Consider the following 13,981-nt stretch of genomic DNA (forward strand, 5'->3'; position numbering starts at 1 on the left):
CCCGACTTTGACGCCGAAGAGCCCACCCCCGCCACCCTCTCGCCTCAGCGCACCGTTATGCTCGCTGTTGCTTGGTTTCGCGAGACGGGAGGAAGGACGATGCCGGCACCGCTCGATTTCTGGTTTTCGATAGGAAGTCCCTACACCTTTCTGGCCGTGATGCGGCTATCCGAGATCGCCGAAAGGGCGGCGGTCGAGGTTCGTTGGCGCGCCTTCGACGCTCGCGCAATCCAGGTCGAGGCGAACGATGCTCCTTTCGCCGACAGGCCGCTGAAGGCCACCTACATGTGGCGCGACATCGAAAGACAGGCGGCGAGATTCGGCCTGACCGTCCGCTTGCCGATCCCCTATCCGCTCGCCGAATTCGAACGGGCGAACCGCGTGGCCGCGCTCGCCGCCGGCGAAGGCTGGTGCCCCACCTATGCGATCGCCAGCTACCGGCACTGGTTCGTCGACCGCGAGCCGGCCGGCGGCGAACCGAACCTCTCGGCGAGCATCAGGGAAGCGGGCCAGGACCCGGCTCGCGTGCTGGGACTGGCAAACTCGGAAGCCGGAATTGCGACGCTGGATGCCGCGACCAATGAAGCGAGAGAGATCGGCATCTTCGGCTCGCCTTCCTTCGTCGCCGACGGCGAACTGTTCTGGGGTCACGATCGCCTGGAAGATGCCATCGCATGGCAACACAACCTCGACCAAGGGAACCCGGGGTAGTGCGTGGTGGTGGAGGACGGGCAGGCCCGATGAAGGGCAAAAATTTGTTCACGCCTTTCCCGCTCTCGCGCCGAGCCACCCATCCGCCGACAACTTCCCGGCTCCCCAGGTGACGATGGCAAGCGCCATCGCCGCCCAGGTCAGGTGAATCGGCCATCCATCCGGCACGGTGAGCTGAATGAAGATGGTCATCGCCAGCAGTCCGAGCGCGGCAAGTCGGGTTGCAAGTCCCAGCACCAGCAGGGTCGGCAGCAGCACCTCGGCGCAGGCGACCACGAATGCCATCATGGCCGGCGCCGGATAGTCATAGGGCCCCCCCGGCAGATGCAGTTTGAACTCCGATGTGAAGAGAAGAACGGCAGTATCGTTCAGTTGCAGGAAGCCGTCCCACTTGCTCATGCCGGAGCGCCAGAAGGGGACGGCCAGGGCGAAGCGCAAGGCAAGCTGGGCAAGGGATGCGGGCGCCATGGCGGCAACGAGACCATCGATGCGGCCGAGCCAGCCGGCCCTCCCTCCGGCCTCGGGGTTATCGAAGAGCTTTCGTATGGATGTCAGCATCTCATCCTCCATGGCGGATCGCCGCGAAGGCGCCCGCCTCGAGCATCGTGCGGATCGCGGCCGCGGGATCGAAATCCGCGTTTACCGCGCCTGCCGCGGAAGCCGCACGCTCCATCGTCTCCCCCGCGACCAGGCCGCCGAGAAACCGGTCGGCGCCCGGCGCAAGACGGCGCACCTCCACGTCGAGCGCCGGCCGCGTCACCAGAGCGCTCTCCGCGGCCGTCGTTTCGATCCGTCCAACCGGCCCACTGGCCCGGTTCACCGAAAAGATCGTCACCGCCGGATAGGCGGAGCGCACGATGCGCGTCGCCGGATGCGCTTCGAAGACGAGGTCCCCAAGCCGGTCCGGCGGCACCGCGGCAAGCTCGGCCGGCGACAGCACGGCACCGTCCGCCGCGTGATAGGCGTCGAGCCAGGCCCGCTCGATCCGCGCCACATCCGCCAGCCACGGCATGGATTGCGCATATTCGTAACGTTCGATGAAATCGGGAAAATCCCGGCCGTATTCGAAGAGAAGCGGCGATGTCGGCGGCGTCTCGCGAACGTGGAACCGCGCCATGGCGCGAAAGAACGCCTCTCCCGTGATGCGCAGGGTCGCCGGATATATGTCCGCGAGCGCGTTCATGAGACTGACGGTCACATTGTTGCGATAGACATTGAAGCGCCTGTCGGCCGCTTTGCCGTTCGGGCCGGCGACGAAGCCGGGCGTCGCGCAAGAAGGATCGAGCAGTCCGGGCGTGAAGCCCTCCGCATAGCGGCCGCAGGCGGGTTCGGGCGACGATAAGCTAACCGAGCGCATGCATCTTCTCCTGTCCGAAGCTCGCCGCATGCCGGTCGAGGATCGACTGCGCCGCCTTCGCCTCGGCCTTCAAAACCGGCCAGTCGGGAATGGCGCTATCCCATTCGATGAGCGTCGGGATCGGGCCGCAGCGGCCGATGACGATGTCGAAGAGCCTCCACACCGCATCGGCGACCGGGCCGTCGTGGCTGTCGATCAAAAGAAGGTCGCCCTCGTCGTCCTGCTGCTCCGCGTGTCCGGCGAGGTGGATCTCGCCGACATCTTCGAGCGGATAGTCCGAAAGATAATCGAGAGCGGAGAAGCCGTGATTGGTCGCCGAGACGAAGACATTGTTGACGTCGAGCAGCAGGCCGCAGCCGGTGCGCCTGACGATCTCGCGGATGAAGGCGGTCTCGCTCATCGTCGATTCCTTGAACAGGAGATAGGTCGAGGGATTTTCGATGAGGAGCCGCCGTCCGATCGCCTCCTGGACCTCGTCGATATGCTCCGAGACGCGCCGCAAGGTGGCCTCCGTATAGGGCAGCGGCAAGAGGTCGTTGTAATAGGCCGTGCTGTGAGTCGACCAGGCGAGATGTTCGGAGACGAGTTGTGGCTCGTATCGTTCGACAAGCGCCGCAAAGCGGGCGAGATGGGCCTTGTCCAGCGGCTGCGGACCGCCGATCGACATCGCGACGCCGTGGAGCGAGACGGGATGGTCCTCGCGGATGCGGAGAAGCGCCGCATGCGGCGGGCCGCCCGCGCCCATGTAGTTTTCGGCATGTACCTCGAAGAACCCGCGATCCTGCTCTTCGTCCGCAAGGATGGACGGCAGGTGCTGGTGCTTGAAGCTGGTGCCGGCCAGGCCGTCGATCGCGTGAGCCGGAAAGCGAAGGCCGGCCGACGCGCCGCGATCCGGGTGAATTGCCAATTCGGGCATCGATGCCTCCACTTTCCGGGTCTACTGCGTGTCTCCTGTCATCGACTTCGATTTAGGGACAAAGACATGCAGCAATTCAAAGTGCTAGAGCGGTGACGCGAACGCATGCGCATCCCGCTCCAGCGGTTGCGGCTTAAGACGGAACGTCGCGCGAAAGCGGCTCCATCGAGCCCATGCGGCCGCCCGGCAGTTCCATCGTCGTGCAGGTGCCGCCATCGACGAATTTCCAGGCATTGCCCTGGTAATCGACGGTCGAGGTGGCTTGGCAGGTCGTGCCCGGGCCGGCTGCGCAGTCATTCTGCCCCGCCAGCGCCACGCCGTAGCATTTCTCCTTGCCGGCATCCATGGCCGCCTTGACTTCGTCTTGCGACAGCGGCGCGGCGACAGCAAAGGATGACACGGCGGCCGCAACGGCACCGGCCAGCATTGCCGAGTTGATCGAGGATTTCACAGACATGAGACTCTCCATGTTGATGGTTATGGCGCCTCGCTTTCGGGGCCACGCAAAGCCTCATTCGTCGCCGATGCGGAACATGTTACAGTCGCTCGTCTACACACATTCGTGAGTACGAATTCGCGGCAATTCACCGTTACGTGCCTTGACTCCAGTTAGGCCCGTAAGCGTGATCGGCCGCCGCATGACACCGGGACCGCCAGTCTTCGCAAAGAACCGGGTCTTCGCAAAATTTGCTGTAGCGCTCTGTTCCAAAGTGGAGCACGGGACAAAGACATGCGGTAGACATTGCCGTTCCCGCGCAATACGGGGAAAATTGGGGCGGCGATGTAACAATCGGCGAAAGCCGGCGAATTGGGAGGAAGAAGGTGGACGACAAGGATCTCGCCGGACTTTTCCGCCTCGCCCTCGACGGCGACGAGCGGGCCTATGGCGATTTCCTTGAGCAGGCTGCGGAGCTCGTCCGCGCCTGGGCCCGACGGCGGACGACCTTCGGCGGCCTGGATCCGGAAGACATCGTCCAGGAAACCTTGCTGGCGATCCATATCAAGCGCCACACCTGGCGGAGCGATGGCCCCGTGATGCCGTGGCTCTATGCGGTTGCCAGGCACAAGCTCGTCGACGCCCTCAGGCGGATGGGGCGGCACTCATGGATCGAAATCGGCGAGTTGGAAGGTCAGCTTGCGGCCGAGGAAAGCGAGACCGCAAGGAGCTGGGAGATCGACCGGGCACTCGAGACGCTGTCGCCCGGCCAGCGCTCGGTGGTGACGGCAATTTCGCTTGAGGGGCGCACGATAGCCGAGGCGGCAAGAAGCCTCGACATGAAGGAAACGGCAGTTCGCGTCGCGCTCCATCGCGGCCTTGCCGCCATTGCCAAGAGATTTGGACGCGACTGATGGAAACACAGGAACTTATCAAGGCACTTGCGGCAGATACCCGGCGGAGCGGCGTGCCGATGGCACTCGCCTGGTCCTTGGCTGCCTGGACTGCCGTCGCCACGGCCGCGATCGTTTTCTTCTTCCTGCTCGGCCCGCGAACGGATATCGCCAGCGCGGCGGAAACGGTTCGCTTCCTCTTCAAATTCGTCGTGACGACCGCGCTTGCGGCAAGCGCTTTTTCTCTCCTGCGCGCCCAGTCCCGACCGGAAACGGGCAGACGCGGATTGCTGCCCGGTCTCGCCATCGCGCCGGCGCTGCTGTTGGCGGCCGTCGTTGCCGAGCTCGCAGTCCTACCGCCCGGCACCTGGTCCGCGAGGCTCGTCGGAACCAACGCTTTCGTCTGCCTGACCTTCATCCCGCTGATCGGCCTCGGGCCGCTGGCCCTCATGCTCATCGCCCTGCGCCACGGCGCCCCGTCCCGTCCGAGGCTGGCGGGTGCCATGGCCGGATTGACGGCCGGCGGTATCGCCGCGACCTTCTATGCCGCCCATTGCACCGACGATTCACCCCTGTTCGTGGCCACCTGGTATACAATCGCAATCGCCATGTTGACGCTGCTCGGCGCGGTTTGCGCGCACCGCGTCGCCCGCTGGTAGCCGCTACTGCATGTCTCCTTTAATCGACCTCGATTTAAGGACAAAGACATGCAGCAGTTCAAAGTGCTACAGCGACCTTTGCGCGTCTAATTAGACGCGCGGCGCTGTAGAAGGATCGGGAAAGTAAAGCGGCCTACGGCCGGCAATTAGGCGAGTGCCGGCGCGCTCGCTCGTCCTGTATCGGCGGGCACGGCAGGGAACCGTAGGAACAGAATACGCAACAATCCCCCTGTTTCGGCCGGAGCAGCAGGCCACAGTGCTCGCAGGTGTAAAAATGCAGGCAGGCATCCGTCGGCATGGTCTCGGCCGATCGATGCCCGCAGGCTGGACAGGTCAGGATAGAGATCAATTCGCTCATGCGGAATGCCCTCTGCCACCTCCGCATGATCTTACTTCAAATCACCGCACTGCGCCGATATTCGTTCGCTCAGACGAAGGTGCGGCTGCTTTCCGCGCGACCTTGCCTTCCTCGGCCTTGTAAAAGAACTGGCTCGCAACCAACCAGCCCTTGAGCGGCCGGAGCGGCGGAATGCAGGTCAGCAACATGAAGGGGCCGGTCACCAGCAGGTGCACCCAAAGCGGCGCGCCGTATTGCACCTCCAGCCAAACGCCGAGGAAGACGCTCGGGACGCAAGCGAAGCAGATGACGAAGAAGGCCGGTCCGTCCGCCGGATCGGCAAAGGAATAATCCAGACCGCAGACTTCGCACTCGCGCTTGAGCTTCAGGAACCCCTCGAACAGGTGACCCTCGCCGCAACGGGGGCAACGGCCTCGCACGCCCGTATGCAGCGGCGACAGGGGTGGCCACTCTTCGGTTGAAGACATCGCTTTTCCTTTCAAAGAATCTGGCAGCGCATAGCTCACAAACCCGCGACGGAACCCCACGTTCCACGTATCCATCCTTGGCGCGCCAACTCCCCGCAAGAAAGCCATACAAAACATACATTGTCAAAGCATTGTATGTATGAGGGGCTGCGACAATTCCGCCCGCGAGCGCGTGGTGAACACACTTGCTCTAAACGACGAGAGTGAGAGCCGCAGGGGTCTGAACGGCAAGATCGGCGATGATGCGGAGGCTGCGCTGCAGCTCGATCCTCGTCTCGGCAGCGCCGAGGCCGACACGGACGGCTTCCGGCGGTTTTGAAACGGCAAAGACATCGCTTGCGACGACCCCTACGCCGCCCGTCCGCAGCCGCGCCGTGAATTCGCCGCGCGTCCAGGCAGGCGGCAGCTTCAGCCAAAGATGGAAACCCTCGCCGTCGGAAAGATATTCCGCGCCGGCAAAGGTCCCGGCCGCGATCTGCTGACGCAGTCGCGTCTCGCGTCGAATGGCCGTCAAAACGTCTTCAGCCACGCCGCTCTCGATCCAGCGCGTGGCAATCGCCGCCGAAAGGGGCGAGGCCATGCCGGCCGTGGCCCGCACCGCGCCCTCCAGCCGAACGGTGGAGATCGTCTCCGGCACGACGAGATAGGCTATCCGCAGCGCCGGCGAGAGGCATTTGGCGAGCCCGGCCACGTGATAGACGAGATCGGGGGCAAGTGCGGCAAGCGGCGGCACGGGCTCCGTCGGCAGCGCACCATAGGCGTCGTCCTCGATGATAGGAACGCCGTGCCGACGGGCGATCGCCACGACGGCCTCGCGCCGCTTCAACGGCAATGTCGCCGTCGTCGGGTTGTGCAGCGTGGGATTGCAGTAAAGCGCCTTCGGCCGATGTTCGAGGCACACCGCCTCGAAAGCCTCCGGCAAGAGGCCATGCTCGTCCATCGCGACGGCGGCGACATGAATGCCGAGATGGGCTGCCAGCGAGCGCAGGCCAGGATAGGTCAGCGCCTCGGCACAGATCCTGTCGCCCTTGGAGGCGAGCACGCTGACGATCGCCAGCAACGCGCCTTGCGCTCCGGGACAAACCAGCACGCGCTCGGCCGCCACTTCAACGAGCCGCGGTTTCAGCCACCCGGCGCCGGCGGCCCGGTCTCGCATGGCGCCGCCGACCGCCTGATAGCGCATCAGCAGGTTCAAGCCCTGGTCGCCCTGCAGCGCGGCAATGTCTCGCCACATTCGTTCTAAAATGGCCGGTTCATCGAAGAGCGGCGGCAGGTTCATGCTCATATCGACGAGGCCGCCGGGCACGCTGCTGCTGCGCCCGGCCCGGGCCCGCACATAAGTGCCCTGCCCGACCCGGCCCTCGATCAGGCCGCGGCGGCGCGCTTCGTTATAGGCACGACTGACGGTGGTGAAGTCGATGCCGAGCGCCTTCGCAAGCGCCCGATGCGGCGGCAAGCGAACCCCGTCCTTGAGCCTGCCGGCCGCAATGTCGCTGGCGATCGCGTCCGCAATTGCCAGATAGAGCGGTCCGCTCGCCTGCGACAGCGCCGGCAGCCAGGAAAGATCGGTGAGTTCCGTCTCCATTGCCAAGCCCCGGTTTCGATAATGTATGGATATTGCATGGATAAGTTAGCACCGCAAGGCGATAGTCAGCGGATCAAACGGCCTCCCCGCAGGCGCGGCGGAAGCGGCGCACGGTTTCGGCCATGCCGTATTCCAGCGCGTCGGCCGTCAGCCCGTGGCCGATCGAAACCTCGGCAAGCGCGGGAATGTGGGCGACGAGCAGCGGCAGGTTCGCGACCGTCAGGTCGTGGCCGGCATTGACGCCAAGACCGAGTTCAAGGGCGATCTCCGCCGTGCGGCCGAGCTCAACGGCGATTCGCTCGGCCTTTTCCGGATCGTCGTAGCAGCCGCCATAAGGCCCGGTATAGAGCTCGATCCGGTCCGCCCCGGTTTCCCTGGCGATCCTCAAAGCTTCCGGGTCCGGATCGCCATCGGAAAAGACAGAGACGCGAAAGCCCTTCTTCTTGAGCCGGGCGACGACATTGCCGAGCAGATTGTGGTTCTTGCGGAAATCCCAGCCGTGGTCGGAGGTCGCCTGCGCCGGGTCGTCCGGCACCAGCGTTACCTGCTCCGGCTCATGCCGCTCGACGAGTTCCAGGAAGCTCTCGTTCGGATAGCCCTCCATATTGAACTCAGCCTCCGGGAATTCGTCGTCGATCAGGTCGCGGATCGGCTGGAGATCGGAGAAGCGGATGTGGCGCTGGTCGGGACGCGGGTGAACGGTGAGCCCGCTCGCCCCCGCCGCAAGGGCAATGTGGCCGAGGCCGGTCACGGACGGCCAGGGAAGATCACGCCGGTTGCGCAGCATGGCGACGGCATTGAGATTGACGGAGAGTTTGGCGGGCATGACGCAACCTTTGCTGAAGCACCCCGGATACGGGGCAAACCTGGATTGGGGTCGGAACCTGTCAACAGCCTTCTACCGCAGATTTTTCCGAACCGGAATCGCCATCGGTGTTCCGCTTGCGGGATTCGCCTTTTGACACAAGGCGATTGCGTTGATATCAACCTTAATGTATGTGAAGACTTCGATCGGACGATCCTGCCTTTCAGCGCCGCGCGTCTTTTCAGACGCGCAAAGGTCGCTGTAATTCTTTGAAACCGCGCATCGCGCTTTCCGAAAATCGGGTACGATTTTCGCGCCGATGTGCCAGAGGAGAGCAATCATGCAGGCATTGACCCCCGCAAGCGAGCTGGCCGCCATGAACCGCGCCCAATTTCCAAACGAGACTGCCGAGTACCGGCAGGCGCGCAATGCGCTGCTGGCCGAGGAAATCGAGCTCAGACGCCACATCGAGCGGGTGGCAGAACTGCGCCGGCAATTGCCTGCTGGCGGAGAAGTGATGAAGGCCTACCGCTTCCAAGGCGAGAACGGACCGGTGACGCTTGCCGATCTCTTCGGCGACAAGGCGACGCTGATCATCTACAGCTACATGTTCGGACCGCAGCGCGAACGGCCCTGCCCGATGTGCACCTCATTCATGGCTTCGTTGGAAGGCAAGGTGCCGGACATCGAGCAGCGCGCAGCCCTCGCCATGGTCGCCCGCTCGCCGATCGAACGTCTGGTCGAGGCCAAGAAGGCGCGCGGATGGACGCAGCTCAAGGTCTATTCCGACGGCGACGGCAGCTTTACCCGCGACTATGTGAGCGCCGAGGATGCGGACGTTCCCGGCTACACCGTCTTCACCCGCAGAGACGGGAAAATCCGACATTTCTGGAGCGGCGAAATCGGCGGCGAGATGGCCGACCCTGGGCAGGACCCGCGCGGCGCACCGGATCTTGACCCGCTATGGACCCTGCTCGACACCACGCCCGAAGGCCGTGGCGCCGACTGGTATCCGAAGCTGAATTACAACGGCGGCTAGGGTTGGCAGACAGTTATGTGAAATCCCACGAAAGTCGGCTTAGCCTATCGGTACTTCAAACCACGAATGCGCACAGTTCCTGGGGCGTCCGCGTGTCCATGTTGCGTCCACGATTGAGATGGTCGTCGATCTCGGCGGCGGCACCGATCATCCGACCGTAGAGGAACACGTTGAACGCGGCGGTCTCCAGGTCCCGTTCGCTCAGAGCCCCCGATCGGTAATCCTTCCAGAGGATCGCCAGCAGCAGTGCCGCGATCACAGCGTCGATGTTGACGCAGAACACGTAGCGCGAGGCACCTGTCTCGTAGAGGGCCTGCACCAGCGCTCGGTAGAAGGCGTGGAAGACGTTATAGTCGCCCCGCGCGGACAAATACTCCGCGATGAACTGCTCGCGGGGATCGTAATTGACCGGCTTGCCCCTGAAGATCGGATGATGGACGCCCGGCAGGGCGCGAGGCCCGTCAGATCCCGCCTCCTTCGCATGGCGCTTGTCATGCTTGTATTTTTCCGCGAAGGCCAGCGCCATAGCCTTCAGGTCGAGGCCATGGCCGGGATCCGCCGGATCCTTCAGGTCCACGCCCCTGAACTGCTCGATGAGGAAAGCCATGCCTTCGAAGCCGTTGCCACCATGACTGTAGCCGCTGTGGCTCAGGAAACCGACCATCGCCTTGTTGATCTGCACCCGATCCGGGGTCTGCGGACCATCTGCGGCGACCGCGCCTTTGGCACCCTGCGCAGTGATCGAACCCGGACCGTTCGAGATCAGGAGACCTGTCAAGATCTGCAAGGGCCGCACTTCATCCTCGGTCGGCTTCTTGCCGGTGAGGGCCAGGAACAGGAACTCGGCCATCGTCCAGCGGCCGAAGCGCTCGTCGCGCGGGATTCCGCAAAGACTACCGCGTCGGTGATCGCGGCCGGGGATCGAGGCGCCGATCATCACGCCATAGAGTCTCAGATACCAGGGCAGCGTCTCCGCCGTCAGCCGGGAAATCCGTTTGCGCATCAACGGCCCCCAGGCGATGGTGGTCGATATCGCCGCCAGGATCGCATCCCGCGACAGGCGGCCGCCAAGGGACTCAAGCAATTTCAGGAAGACCGAGCGGCCGCCCCGCTCATGGACCGCTTTGAGCATGGCCTCCGGCCGAGGATCGTTCGCTTCGGCTTCGGTTGCGAGAAAGAGTGCGCGGGTCTCATCGTCGACCGCGATGACACCGATGTCGTAACTTTCGTCGCGACCGTCCAAAAGGCCGGAATGCGCAAATAGATCGATGAGCCGTGCGCTGCAGGCGAGTGTGCGTTCGACACGCTTTGGACCGATGATGGCAGTTGCCGCAGCCATGACCGTGTTCGGTGAATTGCCTGCATCCCGCGCGGCATCGGCCGCTGCCAGCGCGGGATCGCCGACGAGGTTTATTTCGGCGGCGACCGCAATGTCGAGCATGGCCCGATCGTTCTCGGTCGCGATCTCATGCACGAGCGGGAGTGCGAAATTCGCTTCGAGCGGCTGGAGCGCGAGATCGAGCACGGAATAGCCGTGCACACTCGTGACCTGCGTCCTCGGATCCATCACGGTAGCCCCGGACTTGTCCTTCATGTTCTGGCGCGCGATCACGGCGCCGACCTGAGTGCGGAGCCCCCTGATCTGCTCGTCATAAGGAGAGACCGCCTCGACCGTTGGAAGGGCCAGTTCGGCCGGAAGCTCGAGCCCCTGGTCGTTGGCGATCCAAGGCTTGAGCGCGAGGTTGCCGCGAGGCGCAAAGTCGGGGGTCTCGCCGTTGAGGCGCATGACTGCGCTGAGGGCTGCCGGAATATGGGCAATGTTGGTGACGACGGCGCCCTTGGCGGAGACGACGGGGTATTCCGGCGTAAACAGCGCGTCGACGCCGAAGGCCTCCATGAACCAGCGCTCCTTTTCCTCCGCTCGATCGCCGGAACCGGCAAGCGCGCCGGCATGGCCCACGGCACGGGTCAGCTTCGACTTCCAGCGTCCGACGACGCAGGCGACGACCGGTTTGCCGAAGTCGACCTCGTGCTCGTAGTAGCCGCCGGGCTCCGCGTAGAGCACGGCCGCCTTGCTGCGGGCATCGTTCTTGAGCGCATGGGCAAAATCGCGCGCGGCATAGTGGATGTATACGTCCTTGCCCGACGAGATGAGAGTGGTCGTGCCCCACCCCTCGGTGCCGAGATACTGGGCGATCGTCGTGGTGAAGCCGCCCGAGTTCGAGAAGATCGCGATCGATCCCTTGAGCAGGACCTCGTCGGGATGATCGCCGCCGAGCGCGCCGCCAATCCGCACGCGGTTCCAGGAGTCGGCGACACCGAGACAGTTGCCGCCGATGATGTCGATCCCGTTTGCCTGTCCGAGAGCGCGGATCTCACGCGCGTCGTGCACCGAAATCTTCTCGGTGATCATGACGATTTTGCGGAGGTCGGGATTGACGCGGATCAGTTCTGCGACACCGTCGCGCACGCCTGACGGCGGCAGATAGACCACGCCGGTATTGAAGGAGAGGCCGTCGGAAAGCCCCTCGCGCACGTTGTTGTAGACGGGAATGTCGCCGACCGGCGTTGCCAGCCTTTGACCTCGGCGCCCCGGCGAGGTGCCGAACACCACGTTGCCCCCCGAGAAGGCGTGGCTCACGGGGGTCACCTGGCGCGACTCGCCGCCGAGGATGTTGAGCACACAAATGCGATCGGTTCGTGTGGCCACCTCGTCGAGCGAGTCGAGGCCGAGATAGTAGGGAAATCCTTTGATACCCGTCTTGTGCATGGAGAGACCTCAGCGCAGGAACTTAAACAGGGGATTTTATGCCGAGCAATTGACCGATCTCGGCCCGGCCGCCCGCCTTCATCCAGGTATCGACCTTCTTCGCGTAGTTCACGACCTCCGAAATGGCACTGTCGAAGCCGAAGAAGCGGTAGGGAAGGTTCAGGGAATCGCAGGTCTCGGCGAGCGCGCCCATACCCCGCACAAGGTTCGGGCCGCCGCGACCGACAACCACGAACAGGGGCGTCGGCCCGTACGCGCTGAAATGCTCGCGCAGCGCGTCGCCCATGGCGCGAAAGGTCTCGTGGATGTCGGTGTTGTTCGACTTGCCGCCGATGATGAAAAGCACGTTCGCCTGGCGCAGCCAGTGCTTGTAGCAGATGCGCGCCACCTCCTTCATTTTCTCATAGGGCGGATTGCCCCCGAAATCAGAAGAGATGATCGCCGCCTCGCCGAGCACCTCGGTGACCAGCGAGTTGGCGCCGCCGCCAAATGTCGGCGCCAGAATCGTGCCCTTGTCGTTGATGACGAAGACGTCGGATTGGCCCTGATGCGTGCGCAACTGATTGACTTCCTGCTCGAACTCCGAAGTGTCGGCGGTGAACAGATGGTCCGGCAGGCCGAGGCGCTGCCAACGCGGGTCGTCACGATCGAACCCGCATTTGAAATCACAGGCGACCGGTGTCAGCCGCCCCTCCCGCCCGGGTCGCATGCGGATCGGATTGAGCTCGAGCGTGGTCATGCCGTAGTGGTGCATGAGTTCCCAAAGTCTCGGCAGGTACTGAACCAGCGGCGAGATGACCTCCTTTGGCGCACCGATATCGGAGAGCGCATTGGCGACCACGAAGGCCTTGAGACCTGTCAGCGCCTCGAACGGCACCTGCGCGACATATCCGGCGTCGACGTCTTCGATGTCGACGCCGCCCCTATGGGTCAGCGTCATCGTCGGAGCCCGGAACTCGGTCGAATCGGTGATGGAAAAGTAGATCTCGTGATCGGCAGGTACGCCGCCCTCGAAGGTGACGCCGTTCGCCTTCGCTACCGCATTTTCATGACGGTGCTCGACGAAATAGAGGCGCTCCTTCTCGGCAAGTGCGGTCTTCAGATCGGTCGCCTTGCCGATCAGACCCGATTTGCCCTTCTTGCCGATGCCGCCCTTGAACAGGGGCTTGATGAAGATGAGCTTGTGGCGGGCGATCAGCGCCTGGATCTCGTCCTCCGTCGCTCCTGGACCAAGCACGTCCGACGTCGGAAACTCGACGTGCTTGAGCAGTTTGGAGCCGTACAACATGCCGGTGATCTGCATCGTCGTTCTATTCCTTGCGTTCAAACCCAGGTTGCGGGCGTTGCTGCGGTGCGTTTGCCTCAGTTATCTGGGCCGACGTCCAGATGCCGTCGCCGCCGCCGTGACCGGCGGCCGCCTCGGAGATAATCCGGGTGTCGACAGCGTTGGTGCCGATGTCGTTTTGGCCAATGGTGCGGGGAAGCTTCTCGGCGAACGCATCGAGCGCTGCCTCTGCCTGCGACAGGTCGGTCGCGGCGAAAATGGAAATGCGGCCTTCCTTCTTGGCCGCGGCGCGAACTCGTCGTCGGCCGCGCGTGCTGACCCCGCGGCGCAGGGCGTGATCGCAGATCTTAATCCAAGAGCCTTGATAAAAGCTGTCAATGCCTCCTCCCTTTGGCAGTGACGATTTTCCGGGAACGTCTGACCGGGCAAACTGTATAAGCGCGGCCGCGGCGTCGCCCCGGAGGACACGCCATTGACTGGAATGCGATCAAAGCTCCCCCGGCCGGGGCCATGCCTCCTCGGCAACATGCGGCCGGTCTCCCTCGAGGAGTTCGATTTTCGACAACAGACAGAGGATGCTGATGGTCCGCCGCGGTACGACGCCGCCGGCGATCGGATTCTGATCTCCTCCCTGCTACCCGATCCCCTCCCTGCGGAATTCACAATGCATGGTAGATTGGAAATCTGTCACGATCCTGTC

Annotated in this window: 15 protein-coding genes; 5 read left to right on the forward strand and 10 right to left on the reverse strand. The window is 63.7% G+C overall.

Annotated features, from left to right (window positions below; genetic code table 11):
* The first annotated feature begins 99 nt into the window (after positions 1-99).
* Positions 100-711, forward strand: a complete 612-nt coding sequence (locus tag AC4P1R_RS09655; protein ID WP_492176782.1) for a 2-hydroxychromene-2-carboxylate isomerase — start codon at positions 100-102, stop codon at positions 709-711.
* A 48-nt stretch (positions 712-759) separates the two neighbouring features.
* On the opposite strand, the gene AC4P1R_RS09660 is transcribed toward AC4P1R_RS09655, so the two are convergent.
* From AC4P1R_RS09660 to AC4P1R_RS09675, 4 genes are all read right to left on the reverse strand, one after another.
* Positions 760-1,269: a DoxX family protein gene (locus AC4P1R_RS09660; RefSeq protein ID WP_492176784.1), complete on the reverse strand. Its 510-nt coding sequence runs from the start codon at positions 1,267-1,269 to the stop codon at positions 760-762.
* 1 nt (position 1,270) lies between these two features.
* Positions 1,271-2,068 (reverse strand): HvfC/BufC family peptide modification chaperone, encoded by a 798-nt coding sequence (locus tag AC4P1R_RS09665; RefSeq protein WP_492176786.1) that lies wholly within the window; start codon positions 2,066-2,068, stop codon positions 1,271-1,273.
* Positions 2,055-2,984, reverse strand: a complete 930-nt coding sequence (bufB, locus tag AC4P1R_RS09670) for an MNIO family bufferin maturase (RefSeq protein WP_069457290.1) — start codon at positions 2,982-2,984, stop codon at positions 2,055-2,057. Before bufB ends, AC4P1R_RS09665 begins: the two co-directional genes overlap by 14 nt.
* A 133-nt stretch (positions 2,985-3,117) precedes the next feature.
* Positions 3,118-3,441, reverse strand: a complete 324-nt coding sequence (locus AC4P1R_RS09675; RefSeq protein WP_069457289.1) for a BufA1 family periplasmic bufferin-type metallophore — start codon at positions 3,439-3,441, stop codon at positions 3,118-3,120.
* Positions 3,442-3,806: 365 nt separating this feature from the next.
* Here AC4P1R_RS09675 and AC4P1R_RS09680 point away from each other — a divergent pair, with 365 nt between their 5' ends.
* Positions 3,807-4,334, forward strand: coding sequence for a sigma-70 family RNA polymerase sigma factor (locus AC4P1R_RS09680; RefSeq protein ID WP_069457288.1), 528 nt, complete (start codon positions 3,807-3,809; stop codon positions 4,332-4,334).
* The gene (locus tag AC4P1R_RS09685; RefSeq protein WP_492176787.1) at positions 4,334-4,972 is read left to right on the forward strand and encodes an NrsF family protein; all 639 of its coding nucleotides are present in this window, start codon (positions 4,334-4,336) and stop codon (positions 4,970-4,972) included. Before AC4P1R_RS09680 ends, AC4P1R_RS09685 begins: the two co-directional genes overlap by 1 nt.
* 133 nt (positions 4,973-5,105) lie before the next feature.
* On the opposite strand, the gene AC4P1R_RS09690 is transcribed toward AC4P1R_RS09685, so the two are convergent.
* The 4 genes from AC4P1R_RS09690 to AC4P1R_RS09705 form a co-directional block, all read right to left on the reverse strand.
* The gene (locus tag AC4P1R_RS09690; protein WP_492176788.1) at positions 5,106-5,357 is read right to left on the reverse strand and encodes a GDCCVxC domain-containing (seleno)protein; all 252 of its coding nucleotides are present in this window, start codon (positions 5,355-5,357) and stop codon (positions 5,106-5,108) included.
* Positions 5,358-5,371: 14 nt separating this feature from the next.
* Complete coding sequence (locus AC4P1R_RS09695; protein WP_492176790.1) at positions 5,372-5,797, reverse strand: DUF983 domain-containing protein; 426 nt, start codon at positions 5,795-5,797, stop codon at positions 5,372-5,374.
* A gap of 190 nt (positions 5,798-5,987) precedes the next feature.
* Entirely contained in the window at positions 5,988-7,382 is a 1,395-nt protein-coding gene (locus tag AC4P1R_RS09700; protein WP_492176791.1) for an aminotransferase-like domain-containing protein, read from the reverse strand.
* Positions 7,383-7,455: 73 nt separating this feature from the next.
* Positions 7,456-8,208, reverse strand: coding sequence for a pyridoxine 5'-phosphate synthase (locus AC4P1R_RS09705; protein WP_492176792.1), 753 nt, complete (start codon positions 8,206-8,208; stop codon positions 7,456-7,458).
* A gap of 319 nt (positions 8,209-8,527) precedes the next feature.
* Here AC4P1R_RS09705 and AC4P1R_RS09710 point away from each other — a divergent pair, with 319 nt between their 5' ends.
* Positions 8,528-9,226, forward strand: coding sequence for a DUF899 family protein (locus AC4P1R_RS09710; protein ID WP_492176793.1), 699 nt, complete (start codon positions 8,528-8,530; stop codon positions 9,224-9,226).
* A 55-nt stretch (positions 9,227-9,281) separates the two neighbouring features.
* On the opposite strand, the gene AC4P1R_RS09715 is transcribed toward AC4P1R_RS09710, so the two are convergent.
* A complete protein-coding gene (locus tag AC4P1R_RS09715) occupies positions 9,282-11,996 on the reverse strand; it encodes a CoA-binding protein (protein ID WP_492176795.1) in 2,715 nt (904 codons plus the stop codon).
* 22 nt (positions 11,997-12,018) lie between these two features.
* Complete coding sequence (locus AC4P1R_RS09720) at positions 12,019-13,299, reverse strand: ATP citrate lyase citrate-binding domain-containing protein (protein WP_492176796.1); 1,281 nt, start codon at positions 13,297-13,299, stop codon at positions 12,019-12,021.
* Here AC4P1R_RS09720 and AC4P1R_RS09725 point away from each other — a divergent pair.
* Positions 13,283-13,681 (forward strand): hypothetical protein, encoded by a 399-nt coding sequence (locus tag AC4P1R_RS09725; protein WP_492176797.1) that lies wholly within the window; start codon positions 13,283-13,285, stop codon positions 13,679-13,681. The genes AC4P1R_RS09720 and AC4P1R_RS09725 overlap by 17 nt on opposite strands.
* Positions 13,682-13,981 lie beyond the last annotated feature (300 nt).

It is taken from the genome of Sinorhizobium sp. Y406 (genome assembly GCF_058732025.1).

What these genes read in the sequence shown, in the direction of transcription:
- AC4P1R_RS09725 (WP_492176797.1), top strand. Translation starts at nt 13,283, where the DNA reads ATGCCGGTGATCTGCATCGTCGTTCTATTCCTTGCGTTCAAACCCAGG.
- AC4P1R_RS09705 (WP_492176792.1), bottom strand. Translation starts at nt 8,208, where the DNA reads ATGCCCGCCAAACTCTCCGTCAATCTCAATGCCGTCGCCATGCTGCGC.
- AC4P1R_RS09720 (WP_492176796.1), bottom strand. Translation starts at nt 13,299, where the DNA reads ATGCAGATCACCGGCATGTTGTACGGCTCCAAACTGCTCAAGCACGTC.
- AC4P1R_RS09710 (WP_492176793.1), top strand. Translation starts at nt 8,528, where the DNA reads ATGCAGGCATTGACCCCCGCAAGCGAGCTGGCCGCCATGAACCGCGCC.
- AC4P1R_RS09695 (WP_492176790.1), bottom strand. Translation starts at nt 5,797, where the DNA reads ATGTCTTCAACCGAAGAGTGGCCACCCCTGTCGCCGCTGCATACGGGC.
- AC4P1R_RS09675 (WP_069457289.1), bottom strand. Translation starts at nt 3,441, where the DNA reads ATGTCTGTGAAATCCTCGATCAACTCGGCAATGCTGGCCGGTGCCGTT.
- bufB (WP_069457290.1), bottom strand. Translation starts at nt 2,984, where the DNA reads ATGCCCGAATTGGCAATTCACCCGGATCGCGGCGCGTCGGCCGGCCTT.
- AC4P1R_RS09685 (WP_492176787.1), top strand. Translation starts at nt 4,334, where the DNA reads ATGGAAACACAGGAACTTATCAAGGCACTTGCGGCAGATACCCGGCGG.
- AC4P1R_RS09660 (WP_492176784.1), bottom strand. Translation starts at nt 1,269, where the DNA reads ATGCTGACATCCATACGAAAGCTCTTCGATAACCCCGAGGCCGGAGGG.
- AC4P1R_RS09690 (WP_492176788.1), bottom strand. Translation starts at nt 5,357, where the DNA reads ATGCGGAGGTGGCAGAGGGCATTCCGCATGAGCGAATTGATCTCTATC.
- AC4P1R_RS09665 (WP_492176786.1), bottom strand. Translation starts at nt 2,068, where the DNA reads ATGCGCTCGGTTAGCTTATCGTCGCCCGAACCCGCCTGCGGCCGCTAT.
- AC4P1R_RS09655 (WP_492176782.1), top strand. Translation starts at nt 100, where the DNA reads ATGCCGGCACCGCTCGATTTCTGGTTTTCGATAGGAAGTCCCTACACC.
- AC4P1R_RS09700 (WP_492176791.1), bottom strand. Translation starts at nt 7,382, where the DNA reads ATGGAGACGGAACTCACCGATCTTTCCTGGCTGCCGGCGCTGTCGCAG.
- AC4P1R_RS09715 (WP_492176795.1), bottom strand. Translation starts at nt 11,996, where the DNA reads ATGCACAAGACGGGTATCAAAGGATTTCCCTACTATCTCGGCCTCGAC.